This window comes from Tenacibaculum sp. SZ-18 (genome assembly GCF_002813915.1).
GTDB lineage: Bacteria > Bacteroidota > Bacteroidia > Flavobacteriales > Flavobacteriaceae > Polaribacter.
The window spans coordinates 2,394,577-2,411,385 of the sequence record NZ_CP019335.1; the positions used below are offsets into that span (position 1 = coordinate 2,394,577).

11 protein-coding genes are annotated in these 16,809 nt (G+C 28.7%); 8 read left to right on the forward strand and 3 right to left on the reverse strand.

The window, feature by feature from the left end; all coding sequences use genetic code 11:
- Positions 1–61 precede the first annotated feature (61 nt).
- From BTO06_RS10585 to BTO06_RS10595, 3 genes are all read left to right on the forward strand, one after another.
- Positions 62–6,619 (forward strand): MG2 domain-containing protein, encoded by a 6,558-nt coding sequence (locus BTO06_RS10585; protein ID WP_100925277.1) that lies wholly within the window; start codon positions 62–64, stop codon positions 6,617–6,619.
- Between the two features lie 281 nt (positions 6,620–6,900).
- The gene (locus tag BTO06_RS10590) at positions 6,901–7,395 is read left to right on the forward strand and encodes a hypothetical protein (protein ID WP_157811809.1); all 495 of its coding nucleotides are present in this window, start codon (positions 6,901–6,903) and stop codon (positions 7,393–7,395) included.
- 123 nt (positions 7,396–7,518) lie between these two features.
- A complete protein-coding gene (locus BTO06_RS10595; protein ID WP_157811810.1) occupies positions 7,519–8,280 on the forward strand; it encodes a hypothetical protein in 762 nt (253 codons plus the stop codon).
- 41 nt (positions 8,281–8,321) lie between these two features.
- Here the strand turns inward: BTO06_RS10595 and BTO06_RS10600 are convergent, their stop codons facing one another.
- Positions 8,322–9,086 (reverse strand): SOS response-associated peptidase, encoded by a 765-nt coding sequence (locus BTO06_RS10600; RefSeq protein ID WP_100925280.1) that lies wholly within the window; start codon positions 9,084–9,086, stop codon positions 8,322–8,324.
- Between the two features lie 124 nt (positions 9,087–9,210).
- On the opposite strand from BTO06_RS10600, the gene BTO06_RS10605 reads away from it, so the two are divergent.
- Genes BTO06_RS10605 through BTO06_RS10620 form a run of 4 tightly spaced genes read left to right on the forward strand, consistent with a single transcriptional unit; the run spans position 9,211 to position 11,668 of the window.
- Complete coding sequence (locus BTO06_RS10605; RefSeq protein ID WP_100925281.1) at positions 9,211–9,912, forward strand: hypothetical protein; 702 nt, start codon at positions 9,211–9,213, stop codon at positions 9,910–9,912.
- 40 nt (positions 9,913–9,952) lie between these two features.
- Positions 9,953–10,537, forward strand: coding sequence for a hypothetical protein (locus BTO06_RS10610; RefSeq protein ID WP_157811811.1), 585 nt, complete (start codon positions 9,953–9,955; stop codon positions 10,535–10,537).
- A gap of 35 nt (positions 10,538–10,572) precedes the next feature.
- Positions 10,573–10,986, forward strand: a complete 414-nt coding sequence (locus tag BTO06_RS10615; RefSeq protein ID WP_100925283.1) for a hypothetical protein — start codon at positions 10,573–10,575, stop codon at positions 10,984–10,986.
- A gap of 46 nt (positions 10,987–11,032) precedes the next feature.
- Positions 11,033–11,668: a hypothetical protein gene (locus BTO06_RS10620; protein WP_100925284.1), complete on the forward strand. Its 636-nt coding sequence runs from the start codon at positions 11,033–11,035 to the stop codon at positions 11,666–11,668.
- A gap of 71 nt (positions 11,669–11,739) precedes the next feature.
- Here the strand turns inward: BTO06_RS10620 and dinB are convergent, their stop codons facing one another.
- Positions 11,740–12,957 carry a DNA polymerase IV gene (gene dinB, locus BTO06_RS10625; protein ID WP_100925285.1) on the reverse strand — a complete coding sequence of 406 codons (1,218 nt, stop codon included), beginning with the start codon at positions 12,955–12,957 and terminating at the stop codon, positions 11,740–11,742.
- Positions 12,957–15,947, reverse strand: coding sequence for a DNA polymerase III subunit alpha (locus BTO06_RS10630; RefSeq protein ID WP_100925286.1), 2,991 nt, complete (start codon positions 15,945–15,947; stop codon positions 12,957–12,959). The genes dinB and BTO06_RS10630 overlap by 1 nt, the downstream gene beginning before the upstream one ends.
- Before the next feature lie 51 nt (positions 15,948–15,998).
- Here BTO06_RS10630 and BTO06_RS10635 point away from each other — a divergent pair, with 51 nt between their 5' ends.
- A complete protein-coding gene (locus BTO06_RS10635; RefSeq protein ID WP_100925287.1) occupies positions 15,999–16,769 on the forward strand; it encodes an XRE family transcriptional regulator in 771 nt (256 codons plus the stop codon).
- The last annotated feature ends 40 nt before the right edge of the window (positions 16,770–16,809 follow it).

Genomic DNA, 16,809 nt, shown 5'->3' on the forward strand with positions numbered 1-16,809 from the left:
ATTCTAAATTTTATATTTTGTAATAAAAGGCGAGTTTTGTTAAAGCTATCAAACTTTTGTTATGAAAAAAAATCTACTATTAGTCCTTTTACTTTTTACTTTTAATGCTTTTACTCAAACTAAATACGATAAACTCTGGAGAGAGGTTGAAAACTTCGAACTCGAGGGTAAGTTTAAAAGCGCGCAAAAGAAAACCAATGAGGTTTTAAGTTTAGCTAGAAACTTAAATACTACAAATCAAATTATAAAAGCCTTTATTTATAAAACTAAGTTTGTTTTACTTCTTGAGGAGGATGCGCATGTAAAAGTTATTGAAGAATTAGAAGAATTAATAAAAGCATCTAATTTCCCTACGGATGCAATATTAGAATCCGTTTATGCTAATTATTTACATCAATATCTTTTAAAGTATAGATTTAAGATTAAAAAACGTAGTAAAACTGACGAAATTCAAAAAAATTCAAAAGACTTAGAACATTGGGACACACATACGTTTTTTACTCAAATTTCCAAACACTACAAAAAATCCCTTTCTCTATCGAATAGACTTCAAAAACTGTCTATTAAAAAGTTCACTCCATTCCTAACAAATAGTAAAACCTCTTTTAAATACCGACCTACACTATTTGATTTTCTAGCACATGAAGCATTATCATTTTATTCTACCGATAGATGGAAAATGAGATTATTTAAAAACGATTTCTCGACAAATGAAGAATTTACCCTAAAACCTACTGAAGTATTTCTGAAAAACAAACCTAATCTTCAACAGGATAAAGTCGTTAGTATAAATAATCCATTAGAGATATTTCAAGAACTCGAAAATTTTCATTTCAACAAAGATACTACTGCCTATATAGATAACGTTTTGCTAAGATTAAAGTTTTGCAAAAACAAATCTAATTTAGTTAGAGCTGATGACATTTTCCTAAGTACACTAAACTTTCTTTCGAAGAAATATCAAAATCATGAAGTTCAAGCAACAATAATTCACAAAATGGCAGAATTTTACTTTAATGCGAGTAAAAAAGAAAATGCTAAAAATCATGAAACACTAAAGAATTATAGAGTAAAAGCTAAAACTTTATGTGATATCGCCATCAAAAAATTCCCTCATTCAGATGGTGGGATTTTATGTACTCTTCTTAAGAATAAAATTGAAGATAAAAGTGTTAACATACAAACTGAAAGATATGTTGTTCCTGGAAAACCATTTTTAGCGAAGATTAATTTTAAAAATATTGACAGTTTACATTTGACTATATATAAAATCCCATTTAATAAATTTCAAAATCCCTTTATTCAAAGAAAAGATAGTATTACTTTTCAGATTGTAAAAACACAAAAACCAGTTAAAACTAAGTTATATTGTTTACAAGAAAAGAATGATTACTTCTCATATACAACTGAAATTGATTTACCTGCACTATCAAAAGGGTCTTATTTAATAGTCACTTCCTCAGAAAAAAACAGTCCATCTTTCAAAAACATTTTAAGTCACTGTGTAATTACTTCAACCGATTTATCACTGACTAAAATTAAAGATGATAAAAAAATTGTCATAAAAATTCTTGATAGACAAAACGGCCACCCAGTCCATAAAGCCAAAATATTATATAGAAACTCTACGAATAAACTTGGTAGTGGAACAACAAATTCTTCAGGTAAATTCATAATTAAAAAAGATAAAAAACATTATAAATCAGTAGAAATTTTAACCTCTTTTAAAGGAGATACATTGGCTACTGACAATAATTATATCGGTCAATTATACTATGACGATAAAAATGAAGACATCAATAAATCAGTAAAAATGTTTTTGTTTCTTGACAGAAGCATTTATCGACCTAGTCAAACAGTATACTTCAAAGGAATATTAACCGAAAAATCAAAAAATAAATCGAAAATTGTTCCTAAAACTCATGTTAACATAACAATTCAAAACTCAAACTATCAGGTATTAAAAAAATATCGATTAAAAACAAATAAATTCGGTTCAGTTAGTGGCGAATTCAAATTACCCAAAAACGTTTTAACTGGAGAATTTAGCATCCTCATGGATGAGGATTACGGAACTGATGATGAAGATGAAGATAGTTATTTTGATAAAATAGACAATTTTGAAAACGCTGAAGTTTACTTTTCTGTAGAAGAATATAAGCGTCCAAAATTTGAAATAGTTTTTGACTCCATTAAATCTGATAGTAAATTAAATGAAGAAGTAACAATTAAAGGATTTGCAGAAGCATTTTTAGGAAGTAAAATTTCAAATGCTAAAGTAAATTATTCAGTTACTCGATCACTTTTATCAAATAATCAGAATAGATATAATTACAATTATCGAAATAAAATTCTCAAAAAAGGGATATTACATTCAAATCAAAACGGAGAATTTAATATTTCTTTCAAAGCTACTCCCGACTCTTTAATTCAAAAATCTACTAAGCCAATATTTATTTATAATATAAAAGTTAATGTTACTGACATCAATGGAGAAACAAGAACTGGTATAAAATCAATAAAACTTGGTTATCATCATTCTACACTAAATATAAATACAGAAAAAAAATGGTTAGGTAATACATCTCAAAAGATTACTGTAGAAACTAAAAACCTTAACAATAAATATATTACTACTGATTTACATTATGCTATTTATAAACTCAAAAGTTCAAATAGAATCTTAAGAGAAAAACCTTGGCCAGTAGTTGAAAAACATTATTTATCTAGAGAAAAATTCATTAAGCTTTTCCCAAATGAAATATATGATAAATTTGACCTTCAAGAAAACTGGTTAAAAGGAGATCTCAAATTTTCTGGGAAACAGAAAAATAGTGGAAAAACAATTCTCACAATTAATAACACAAAGAACTGGGAACCTGGATCATATAAAATTGAAATAAAAGCAATTGATCAGTTTAAAGACACTTTGTTTAAAACCAAACAAATAGAATTATTTCAATCTAATCAAAGTAAAACAAATGGAGAAAATCTCCTTTCTCATAAAATAACAAACTCTTCTTTTAAAAGAGACGGTTATATAAACCTTATTCTAAGCACCATCTGCAAAGACTTAAACGTAAATATTGAAGCTTATTATAAAGGTAAGCTAATATTGGATAAACTAAGTTCCATTAAAAATGGACATCAATCCATTAAAATTCCAGTAAAGAAAAAATACAGAGATGCAATAGACATAAAAATATACTATGTAAAATTTAACAGTTCTTACAGTTCAGAATTTTCTGTAGACCTATCCAGTTTCAATGATGTGTTAAAATTTGAAACAATTAGTTTTAGAAATAAAATTAAACCTGGAGAAAAAGAGTCTTGGAGTTTTAAAGTCTTAAACATCAAAGATAAAAAAACTAATGCAGAAGTCTTAGCCTCCATGTATGATCAATCTTTAGATAAATTAAAAGACCATTACTGGGAAAACGATTTTAATATTTATGGTTCTTCCAATTATACTACTCCATACATAGAAAATAATTTTTCATTTAGAAATGCTCAATTTAAATTCATTAAGATTCCGAATACTTTATACTTTTCACCATCTGTAAAAAACTACCAGAAATTTGAATGGTCTGGGTTAAATTTTGGGAATATAAGTTCTGAAAACAAACTATATTTATCTACTCTTAAAAATAAACTAACGCCTAAAAATCATAAAAGTGGAAATATTCAAGGGATTATTTTTGATGATATTGGTTACCCTTTACCCGGTGCTAATGTTATAGTTAAAGGAACCAACATTAGTACTGAGACAGATTTTGATGGTTTCTATACCATTAATGCTCCTTTAAACTCTGAATTAGAATTTCGATTTGTTGGATACGAAACTAAATCAGCAATAATTAAAAAACCGGGAACATATAATATTGCGCTAGAAACAGACAACCTTCTAGAAGAAGTTGTTGTGGTTGGTTATGGTACCACTACTAAAAGAGCTAGTTTATCTGCCAGCGTGCTTATATCTGGTGGTAATTTTATCAATCATTTAAAAGAACAACTTAGTGGTTCAATTTCTGGAGTAACAATTCAGGAATCCTTTAATACTCCAGAACAAAAGAAAAGCATCATTATAAAAGAGAATAACTCAGAGAAAACATTATTTATAATTGACGGTGTAACTTTGGATGTAATCGATATAGAATTAGCATTAAACGATATTGAAGACATCACCATCCTAAAGGCTGAACAAGCGATCAAAAAATACGGAACAAAAGGTAAAAATGGAGTCGTAATTATCACAACAAAACAAGAAATAGCAAAACTTAATCAAGTAGAAACTCGCGATGATTTAAGAGAAACCGCATTTTTTTATCCGCATATAAAAACGAATAAAAAGGGAGAAGCTATTTTCAATTTTAACTCACCACAAGCATTAACTAAGTGGAAACTTATGTTATTAGCGCATAATAAATCTTTTGAAGTAGGAACACTTGAAAAATCAGTATTAACTCAAAAACAACTTAATGTTATTCCAAATCCTCCTAGATTCCTAAGAGAAAATGACACTATAGTTTTTAATACTAAGATTAGTAACTTAACTTCAAAAAAGACTAATGGAAACGCTATACTTTATTTAACAGATCCAACTACTTCTTCAGCTATTAGTAATGCAATTATTGAAACAAAACAAGTTCAAGAATTTTCTATTTCTCCTCAAGGAAACACTTCTATATCATGGAAAATAGTAGTTCCTAAAGGAATTCCCGCTCTTGAATATAAAATAATTGCAAAATCAGACTCTCATAGAGATGGAGAAAAAAACATATTACCAATATTAAATAACAAAACGCTTGTTACAGAAGCAAGACCTATATGGCTACCTAAAGGAAAAAAACAAGAATTTACTTTTAAAACCTTAAAAGAATCATCTTCAAAAACATTGGAAAACCATAATTACACAATTGAATATTCAACTAATGAAACATGGTTAGCTTTAAAATCGCTACCATATTTAATGGAATTTCCATATGAGTGTGCTGAACAAACATTTTCAAGATTTTATGCAAATGTAATTGCTGAACATCTTTTAGATTCTAATCTTGAAATTAAAAATATTATTGAAAGTTGGGTTTCAAAACAGGAAATTAAGTCTCCGTTAGAAGAAAATGAAAAACTGAAATCAATACTCATTACAGAATCTCCTTGGGTCAGAGATTTGAAAAGTGATAAAGAAAACAAATCTAAATTTGCTCAATTATTTAAAAGTCAACAATTAAAAGATAATCTTTTACAAACTACTGCCAAACTTAAAGAATTGCAATTATCAACAGGAGGATTTCCTTGGTTTACCGGTGGAAGGGAAAATAATTTTATTACGAGACACATTATTTCAGGAATTGGTCATTTAAACAAAATTGGAATTAATAATCACCACTTACTAGAACCTATTCTAAAAAAAGGTATTCCATTCTTGGATGAACAGTTTGCCTCGGAGTATCATTTTAAAATTCAACACAAAGTTGATTCAACTAAAATCATCCCAGATTATAATAATATTCATTATTTATACGCCAGAAGCTTTTTCATTAAAAGTCATCCAATTCCAGAAAAAATTAAACCTATTTTTAATTTATATATTGAAAAATGTAAATCGTCATGGTTAACGAAATCACTGTATGAAAAAGGAATGATTGCTTTGGTCTTAAATCGATTGAATTTCAAAAAAGACGCCTTAAAAATAATTCAAGCATTAGAAGAACAAACCGTAAAAAGCAAAAGTGATGGTTGGTATTGGAAAGAAAACAACTCGAGTTGGAGATGGAATGAATCTCAAATTGAAACCCATGCTTTACTAATTGAAGCATTTAGTGAGATACAAAAAGACAAGAAAAAAGTAACTCAATTAAAACAATGGCTAATTAAAAATAAAAAGCTTAAACAATGGGGAACAACGAAAGCAACTACTGAAGCGATTCAGGCATTATTAATAGATCAAAATGATTTAAAATCAATTTCAAATCAAACTACTATATCTTTTGAGAGTAGAAAAATGAATACAAATGAAATAAAAAACATAAAAAAAGAGGAAGAAACTGGTTATGTTAAGATCAATTGGAAGGCCTCGCAAATTACTCCGCAAATGGGAACTGTTAAAATTGAAAATGATAGTGAGAATTTAGGATACGGAGGAGTATATTGGCAATATTTAGAAGATATTGATAAAATTAATACAACTACAACAACACCTTTACAAATAAAGAAAAAGCTTTTTCTGAAAGACGGAGTTGATGATAACAAAAAATTAATTCGAATTTCTCCTAATTCAGTTATTAAAGTTGGAGACTTAATAACAGTAAGACTAGAAATTATTTCGAAAAATGACATGGAGTTTGTCCATTTAAAAGATATGAGAGCTTCTGGATTTGAGCCTGTAGATATAATTTCACAATACAAATGGTTTGACGACATTGATTATTATCAAAGTACGAAAGATACCGCAACACATTTCTTTTTTGATGATTTACCGAAAGGAAAATATATTATTGAATATCAATTAAGAGCGAGCAATTCCGGTAATTTTTCAAACGGGATTACAACCATTCAAAGCATGTATGCTCCTGAGTTCATAAGTCATTCTAAAAGTACTAGAGTAAAAATCCAATAAAAACCATTCAAATACTAAGTCTCCTGCTAATTCAAAACTAGCAGTAATTTAAATTAGAAGAATAATTAACTTAGGATACAACCACGTTATTTGTTTAGATAGTGTGGTTTTTTTATTTTAGTATAGCTATGAGTCGAAATTATAAATTTCATAATAAGGTAGAATTATACTTTGTTAGTTTTGCAACTATATATTGATAGATGTATTTACCCCCATCTCACACTAGTTTATAACTAGTAACAAATATGATTAAGAAAAATTGATAATATCATACTTATGAAATGAAATCTATATTTATTGAAGTTATGAAAAAAAACATCCTTTTTATATTCTTAAGTCTTTTGATTAGTTGTACTAAAAAATCAAAAGGAACACCTGATGAATTAATTCATCTTAATTATAATACCTCAAAAGGAAAACAATCTATTCTGGTAAATCCTTCACAAACTAAAAACTGTGATATTATTGAACATAATGGTATTGAGTTTTTAATTTGTTACAACACAAAATCAGAAAAGAAAATTGACTATATCTTTGTTAAAGACAAGAAGTATAGCACATCGGAGAATATAAAAATTGGTTCAACTTATGAGGATATTATGAAAATAAATCCTAAAGCAGAAATAATTAATATTGATGGTTGGGCTAAAGTAATTTATTTACCAAGTAAATGGATAGCATGTTTTAATTATAACGAAAACGTTAAAAACACGTCAGAAGTTAGTTATTTATACTACTGGCGTCAAGACATGCTTACAGTTAAATCTGTGGAGTGATTCAGATATGATTTCACCTTCTCAAATACTAATTTATAATCACTGTAAACTTAGAAGATAACCCAAAATTAATCCTTGTAAATTAGCAAGAACTAGAAAAAGAAAATGCTAAAAAGAAATAATATGAAACATAGAAATACAACTTTTTTTTACAGTGTAGTAACAATAATAGTTATTGGTTTTATCATTATAAAATTTCTAATTTTTAAAAAGATTAAAGAAGAATATCTATTCCTAAATCATTCTTCATTAAGTAAATATGTAAGGTTATACAACATTACTCAAATAGCCCCCCTTAAAAGTATCGATGACTTTAAACTCTTTATTAAAGAAAGAAATCTCTCTTTTTATCAACAAATTAAAGACATTGACATGCAGTATTTACAATTACCAGAAAATAATACAGGAGTTATTTATTTAAAGGGATTTGACAATAATAATGATTCATTGAAACAGTCATATAATCCATCAGGAATTAGTTTTTGGAATTCCTTTATAAAAAAAGGAGATTTAAAATTATCTATTTATGATTATGAATTTAAAAAGAAGATTAATACTATTTATAAAGTAGTAAATGATACTATTACAGAAATAGATAAATTAGACTTAATTGATATTTATTTAAATTCTAAAGGATGTAAAGAATTACAGGCAATTGATCGAATAAATGAAGCATCAATGTATTTCATTACTTTTGAAATAAAAAAAGGGATAATTAAACAGAACTATACTTCAAATAATATTTCAGAAGAAACCATCAAAGCAATAAAGATGTATTTAAAACACAGAACTAATTTATTCAAGGATGACGAATCTTACTTAATTAAATACATCGGATATAACATTGAAAACTTCGTATGTAAAGCAGATATCTCAACTAATTAAATATCCATCGTTCATTAAGATTAAAGGTCTTAATTATACAACTACTCAAAAACCAATTCTTCATAAACAACCTCATCTGAAATTTCTGGCACATTACCCATATATTCTTTTCCTCGAAGTCTTTTTACGGTATGATAATTCAATAAATCGTTAGGATATGACTGAATAATACTTTCAATTTGTTGTATTTCTGAATCATTCGAAATTGGATTTAACCATTTTTCTTCAGTTTCATCAGTTAAAATTAAAGGCATTCGAGGAGCTTTTAATTTTGGATTATTATGAATTTTAGTCAATAACTCATTGGCCGATGTAGTAACAATTGAAAAGGAAGTAAACGATCCTTTATCAGGATTCTTCCACTCATTCCAAAGTCCTGCGAGCACAATTGGTTCTTTGTCTTTTCTATAAATATAAAATGGATAAGTATTTTTGTTATAATGATGATGTTCATAAAAACCGTCTATATAAATTAAACATCTTTGATGTCTAGCCGATTCTCTGAACGATGGTTTTTCAAAAATAGTTTCACCTCGAGCATTTAATGTATTATTCCAAGTTTTTTTCATTTGCTCCTCATCACTTACCCAATGAGGAACCAATCCCCAAGTCGCAACTACTGGAAACCGTGGATCTTCATCAGTATATATCAGCATTTCTGGATGATTAAACCCAGATGAATGGTGAATTGGTAAATCAGTCATTGGAGCTAATCTTTCCATAATTTCCTCAACTGCTGCCCAATCTCCAAAACGTTTTGCTCTCTTTAATTGAGCTTCTAAACTAACTTTTACATCATAACACATAAATACCAAATTGAATTACAACAAGATACATATTTATGACTAAACACTATTTTTACAAATAACAAATAAACTACGTAATTTGATTTATCATAATTTATTTCTTTTATTGAAGTAAAAATGTAATATGATAAGATTTATATCAATAGTTTGCTGCTTCTTTTTATTCGTTTCATGTCAAAACAAAACTGAAAAATCTGATTCTAAGCCGTCAGTGGAAAATACAAAATCAACTGAAGTCCGTAAATCCAAAGAATCAATCGTTGTTATCTCTCTAAGTGAGTTTTTATATGAAAACAAGACTGATGAAATCCAAATTTTAAATGAAGATGGTACTATTCATTCTACTTTAAAAGGAGGAAAATATTCCTTTAATAATTCCGATTTGAATTTAATGGAAATAGACGAAAGTACTTATGAAAATCCTATTCACTCTATAATTTTTTATCCCGAATACTTGGCTTGGTATGTGCTCGCTAAAAAAAGGGATATTAAGTTTACTGTTAGGTCTAAAAGCGGCGATAAATTCATTGAAAATTCGAACATCCAATTTTATAGTATTAATAGTTTTTTAAAGAAATTCCCTATCGGACTAACAACTCAAAGTCCACTTAGAAAAGAAAGATCTGAATCTTCAAATGAAATAGAAGATTATTTAAATTATGATTACAGAGTTATTGAAGTTAATGACGATTGGATAAAGATTAAACTAAATCCCGATACTTCTCCTGGAGAAAAAAGCTATAAAGAACTAGGTTTAACTAGAGAAGGTTGGGTACGATGGAAGAGAGAAAATGAAATACTAATAAAATTCTTTCTAGCTATTTAATCCAAAGTTTATGTTTAACCGAAATAAATTTATAGAATATATGCATAAAGTCAAAAGAATTAATTTTTACAGTTTCACTTTATGTTTTTTGGTGTTTGTTTCTTCTTGTAAGTCTTATAAAAAATTTAAAGAAGAGTCAAATAGTATAATTGCTTCTTATTTACATAAAAAACACGACAGTATTATTATAAGTAGAGCTAAAACAAAGGAAGAAATTAATGAGCATCGAGATTACTTTAATAGATTAGAAAACATGTTTATTGAAGACAGAGACTTAATGATAAAAAGAAATGATTTTAATCTATCTTTTAAATATATTTTGATCGAACGTTATGCTGGCGGTATTTTTAAATATAATTCATTTCTTTTTAACAAAAAAGAGAATACTGTTTTTGTAAGCTATAATAGTTCTTCGAATCTATATAATGATTTAGATACCTTTAAAAAGGATTATCTAGATATTTTTAATTTATATAGTCAGATTATTGAAGGAATTAATCCTTCAGAACAACGAATTAAGAAAGACGAAACAATTGGAGATGATTATTTTAGATATTCAAAACCAATTGTTACAATAATAAATAAGAGTAAGATTACTGATTTTTATGAAGTTAGAACTAAATAACTATAAATAGCAGGAATTTTAAAATTTATCTAATCATGAAAATTAAAATTATTATTTGCCTTCTAATCTGTTTAGCTTATTTCTATTATACTTGGAACTTACAAACTCAAATTAAGGAATATCAAAAAATAATCGAAAGCCAAGAACCTATTTCATATACTATTATTGAAACTAGAAAAACAAGTAGACCTTCTGGTAAAAGTATGAATAAAGGGCATTCCTTAACTATAAACTATAAGAATGAAAAATACACTATAGATATTAGTTCAAATCAATATCGAAAATTGAGCACAGGAAATCAAATTCCTCTTTATCACTTTTCATCAAAAAACAAAATAATCTCGTTATTCGATATTCAAGGAAGAAATAGAGCTTCTGGTTTCATGTTTTCAATAAGCATAATAGTACTTATATATGGAGCATACCTCATTATGAAACTGTTGAAATAAGTTAAAACTAGAATCCTATATTTGCATTCAATATTAAAAACACATTATGAAAATTAAATTTTTATCATTTATACTTTTATTAGTCGTAAATAGTATAGTCGCACAAAAAAGCTTTGAAGGAGTAATTACGTATAAATTAAGCTTTCATGATAAAACTGGTGAAATGTCAGATGAAGAAGCTGCTCAATTTATGGGATCAGAACAAGTTTATTACATTAAAGGAAATAAGTACAAATCTGTAATGAATGGAATGTTAAGTATGAGCCAATATTATACTGGGAAAGATTCTATTTATACTAGAATGGCAACTGGAAATAATTTAATGTATTTAAAATCAGACGAGCAAAAAGAAGAAGTTCTTTCAATGAAAGAGAAAAAATCTGCCGCTAAAATTATGGGTAAGAATTGTGATTTATTAGATATTAAAACTAATGAAGGAACAACTCAATATTACTTTACTTCTGATTTTAAAGTAAATAGCGAAGACTATAAAAATCATAAATATGGATTATGGTACTACTGTTTGGATAAAGCTAATGGTTCTTTACCTGTAAAACTTATTATGGATACTGAAGAATTAAAACTTACTATTGAAGCTGTAAAAGTAGAAACTAAAGAATTAGATGACGCTATTTTTGAACTTCCAAAAGGAATGAACATTATCAAAATGCCTGAAGAATAGTTTTAAAACTAAAAATATATTACAAAAATCTCGGAAAGTAATTTTCCGAGATTTTTTATTTTCCTAATACTTCATCTTCTTCTATTTGCTAATAACGGCGGCGGATTTCCATTAAAAGGATTCCATCTCGCAATACTTTTTGCTTCCATTCCTTTTGCTCGCATTACAGCTCTATCTCCATAACGTTCTCTTAATTTATCCATCGCTGTATATAAATTTAGAATCTTCTCGTCATCATCAAACAAATCGATTTGATGTCCGCCTTCCACCAAATGTGAAAACCGAACTCCAATTAAACGAACTAACATTCTTCGTTTGTATAGTTTCTTATATAATTCTTTCACAACAGGAATTATTTTATGATCGGCGGCACTATACGGAATTCGTTGTTGTTGCGTATAAGTTTGAAAATCTGAATAACGAATTTTAAAAGTAATACAAGAAGTCAGCTTATTTCCCCTTCGTAATTGAAATGCTAAATTTTCTGCAATAGCGACAATAATACTTTCTAGTTTCTGAACATCTGTAGTATCTCTATCAAAAGTTCGTTCGGTAGAAATAGATTTTCTTTCATAATATTGAACCACCGGACTGTTGTCTATTCCGTTGGCTTTTTTCCAGATAGAAACCCCGTTTTTACCAAATACTTTCGCCATCATTTCTAATGGCATTTCCTGAATAGTTCTAATTTTTTTAATTCCTAAATCACATAACGATTTATATGTCACCTCTCCTACCATTGGTATTTTCTTCACAGAAAGTGGAGATAAGAAAGGTTTTTCTGTTCCTTTTTCTATTCGAATTTGATTGTTAGGTTTTGCTTCTCCTGTAGCAATTTTAGAAACTGTTTTATTAACGGAATGTCCAAAAGAAATAGGCAATCCTGTTTCTCTAATAATTTTTTGTCTTAATTCAGAAGCTAAGGTATGACAACCGAAAAACTTATCCATTCCTGTCAAATCAATATAAAATTCATCTACCGAAGTTTTCTCATATAACGGAACTGAATCTTTAATCACCTCTGTTACTAAATCAGAATATTTCGAATATACATGAGAATTTCCTCTAATTACAATAGCTTCTGGACATAATTGTTTTGCCATTCTCATTGGCATTGCAGAATGAATTCCAAACGTTCTTGCTTCATAACTACAAGATGCCACTACTCCTCTATCGGAAGTTCCACCAATTAATACGGGTTTTCCGTTCAACTTACTATCCAATAACCGTTCACACGAAACAAAGAAAGTATCTAAGTCCATGTGTACAATTGATCTATTTGTATTCATTACACTCTTTTTTTGGGTTTGGGTCTTTGTGCTTTTCTACTATCGGCATATCGAGGATCTTCAATAATAGCAAGTCTTTCCATTGTTTGAGTTTCAATAGTAATACAATCAAACTCCTCCATAACTTTACCTGTAACTCTATAAATACCTTTTCCTCTAAAAGGATATTTTTGAGCCACTGGAGGAAAATGTACAGTATCTATAAAACCGCCATCTACATCTAAAAATGTTCCGAAAAACATTTGCTTTCCTTTAGATGTTTTTGTCTTTTTAACAGTAACCAAATAACCTTCAATAGCTACTATTTTTCCTATATAAGCGTTTAAGTTTTGTACTCGAAAACCACTCAGTTTTCTATTTACTAAAAGATTAAAAGGATTAGATAATGGAAAACCTAACAATTCAATTTCATCGAAGGCATTTTCTTGTTGAGTTGATGTTAATTTTGGAATTTCATAAGAAGAACGTTCTACTCGAAAAAGTGATGTATTAAATTCATCTAAAGTGACTTTATTGATTTTCATATGAGCCTCCCACAACAACTCTTTTTTATGCTTTCCTGAAAAACGAAACGCATCAATTTTAATCAAAATCGTAATTTGCTCAATAGATATAGGAACACGTTCTATAAAGTCATCCAAGGATAAAAAGCTACCATTTTTACTTCTCTCTTCTATAATTTTTACAGCTGTTTTTGTTTCAAAAGATTGTAAAAACATAAAGCCTAAGAAAATGTCTTTCCCTTTTATAATCGCCAAATAGTTACTATTATTAATACAGGGAGCTAAAATATTCCCACCATGTAAACGCGCTTCATGAACATATAATTCTACACTATAAAAACCACCAGAATTATTAATCGTTGCCACCATATACTCCAACGGAAAATAAGCCTTCAAGTATAAACTCTGATAACTTTCAACAGCATATGATGCTGAGTGTCCTTTAGCAAAAGCATAACCAGCAAAACTTTCTATTTGTCTCCAAACTTCTTGTGTAAAATTTGCATCCTTACCTGTGTTTCTACAATTTGAAAAAAATTGTTCTTTTACTTTTAAAAACTCATCTCTCGATCTAAATTTACCTGACATTCCTCGCCTAAGCATATCGGCTTCACCTAAAGTTAATCCGCCAAAATAATGTGCTACTTTAATCACATCTTCCTGATACACCATAACTCCATAAGTTTCTGGCATAATATCTAACAATACAGGATGTGCGTCTTTTCTTCTTTCAGGATAACGGAAACGTAAAATATATTCTCGCATCATTCCTGATTGTGCAACTCCTGGTCGAATTACAGAACTCGCTGCTACTAAACCCAAATAGTTGTCTACTTGTAATTTTTTTAACAACATTCGCATGGCTGGAGATTCTACATAAAAACAACCTATAGCTTTTGCGTTTTTTAAAAGATATTTAATTCTAGCATCTTGCTTAAACTTAGCGATGTTATGAATATCAATTGGAGGTAAATTTGCATGGTTTTTCGCAACAATTCCAACGGCATCTTTTATTTTTCCTAAACCTCGCTGACTTAAAATATCGAACTTGTATAAACCTACATCTTCGGCAATTACCATATCAAATTGCGTGGTAGCAAATCCTTTTGGAGGCATAAAAGTTGCGCAATAATGATGAATTGGTTTTTCGGAAATTAAAATTCCTCCTGCATGAATTCCTAAATAGTTCGGAAAGCCTTGAATGAATTTACTATAAATAACAACAAGCTGAGATAACTTATCTAACGTTTGATAATTATAACTTCCAGATGACAATACATCTATTTCACTTTTGGGCAAACCAAACACTTTTCCTAATTCTCTTATCGCTGCTCTATATTTAAATGTATTATACACGGTAATTAAAGCAGTGTTCGGAAATCTTTTGAAAATAAAATTGGTAATATCATCACGGTCTTGCCATGAGAAATCAATATCAAAATCAGGTGGATTCTTTCTGTAGAGATTTATAAAACGTTCAAAATACAAGTCCAATTCTATAGGATCTACATCTGTAATTCGAAGTAAATAGGCGATAATACTATTGGCTCCACTTCCTCTTCCCACATAAAAATATCCTTTAGATCGAGCGTATTTTAAAATCTTCCAATTAATTAAAAAGTATGAAACAAATCCTTTCTCCTTAATAATCTCCAATTCTTTTTTAATTCGTACATACACTTTTTCGTCAGCTTTAGGATAGCGATACTCTAAACCTCGATAGCTTAACTTTTCAAGAAGTTTATAATCCAAAGCTTCATTGGCTGTATATGATTTTTGATTATTGGGTACTTCTCCAGAAAAATCAAACACCACATTACAACTACTCATTAGATCTTTAGTGTTCGAAATTATATCTGGATAATGTTCAAAGTATTTTTCTATCGTTTCTTCTGAAACAAATTGATGCCATAGTTCACCCTGTTCAGATTCATGTAACCGACTTAATAATTCATTATTATCAATCGCTCTTAATAATCTATGTGTATTAAATCCTTTTTTATTCTGAAAACTTACGGTGTGTAATACAACCAATTTGTCTAACTTATTTTTCCATTTAGAAAAAGGAAGTTTTGCTAATTCTTGATACGAAATGCCAATAAATTCATTCGGTAATAACTCAAAATCGACGTTCTTCTGAAAAGGGTAAACCACATAAACATCTTGCATTAATTTAGAACGCTGTGGAATCTGATATGTATCCTGATGTAAAAACTCAGATAAATATGCATTTATGTTTTCAAAGCCTGTATTATTTTTCGCAATAAGTACAAATTCTTGCTTTGCTCCGTTTCGAAAATCAACACCGATTAAAGGTTTTACATTATACTTTTCTGCAGTTCGTAAAAATTCTAAACAAGCAGATGTCGAATTAATATCCGTCAATACTAACGACTTGATATGCCAACTTTCAGCAAGCTGTAAAAGCTCTTCTGTAGCTATTGAGCCGTAACGTAAACTATAATATGTATGGCAATTTATAAACACGCTACAAAATTAAGCACAAATTGTAGCAAAGATTGCTTATATTTGTAGCAAATGAAAAATATCGCAAAAAATATCCGTCACTTACGTAAGTTAAAAAGATTAACTCAAGAGCAATTTGCTGAAGATTTATTAATTACAAGATCAAGAGTTTCTTCTTATGAAGAAGGTCGTTCTGAGCCTCCTATAGAAGCATTAATAAATTTTTCTAGCTACTTCAATTTACCTATTGATATCTTGGTTAAAAATGATTTAACTTATGCTACCGATACCTCTTTTATTGAAATTGGAAATCAACGTGTCTTATTTCCAATAGCTGTAGATAGCACTAATGATAATATGATTGAAGTTGTTCCTACAGAAGCTTCTGCTGGATATTTATTAGGTTATGATGATCCAGAATATATTGAGCAATTACAAAAAATAAAACTTCCTTTTTTACCTACGGGAAAACACAGAGCTTTTCCTATTAAAGGAGATTCTATGCATCCAATGAAAGATGGTTCTTACGTAGTTGCTAGTTTTGTGGAAGATATTCTTGATGTAAGAAATGGTACATCGTACATTATTGTAACCAAAAACGATGGTATGACCTACAAACGTGTGTATAACGAAATAGAGGAAAGCAATTCTTTATTACTTGTACCTGATAATAAGAATTATGCATCTTACAACGTTCCTGTATCAGAAGTTATTGAACTTTGGGAGTTTACTTGTAGTATTAACACTCAAGAATATGACGAAAAAGATTTGAAGATTAGTAGTATTGCTACTATGCTTACACAGTTAGGAGTTGAACTAAAATCGTTAGCTGAATTGAAATAAGTTTTAACCTTCACTATATTCGGATTTAGTTTTAACTCAA

Bases quoted from the DNA above. Each gene is read 5' to 3' on its own strand.
- BTO06_RS10595 (WP_157811810.1), top strand. From the start codon at position 7,519: ATGAAACATAGAAATACAACTTTTTTTTACAGTGTAGTAACAATAATA.
- BTO06_RS10585 (WP_100925277.1), top strand. From the start codon at position 62: ATGAAAAAAAATCTACTATTAGTCCTTTTACTTTTTACTTTTAATGCT.
- BTO06_RS10590 (WP_157811809.1), top strand. From the start codon at position 6,901: ATGAAATCTATATTTATTGAAGTTATGAAAAAAAACATCCTTTTTATA.
- BTO06_RS10600 (WP_100925280.1), bottom strand. From the start codon at position 9,086: ATGTGTTATGATGTAAAAGTTAGTTTAGAAGCTCAATTAAAGAGAGCA.
- BTO06_RS10605 (WP_100925281.1), top strand. From the start codon at position 9,211: ATGATAAGATTTATATCAATAGTTTGCTGCTTCTTTTTATTCGTTTCA.
- dinB (WP_100925285.1), bottom strand. From the start codon at position 12,957: ATGAATACAAATAGATCAATTGTACACATGGACTTAGATACTTTCTTT.
- BTO06_RS10620 (WP_100925284.1), top strand. From the start codon at position 11,033: ATGAAAATTAAATTTTTATCATTTATACTTTTATTAGTCGTAAATAGT.
- BTO06_RS10635 (WP_100925287.1), top strand. From the start codon at position 15,999: ATGAAAAATATCGCAAAAAATATCCGTCACTTACGTAAGTTAAAAAGA.
- BTO06_RS10615 (WP_100925283.1), top strand. From the start codon at position 10,573: ATGAAAATTAAAATTATTATTTGCCTTCTAATCTGTTTAGCTTATTTC.
- BTO06_RS10610 (WP_157811811.1), top strand. From the start codon at position 9,953: ATGCATAAAGTCAAAAGAATTAATTTTTACAGTTTCACTTTATGTTTT.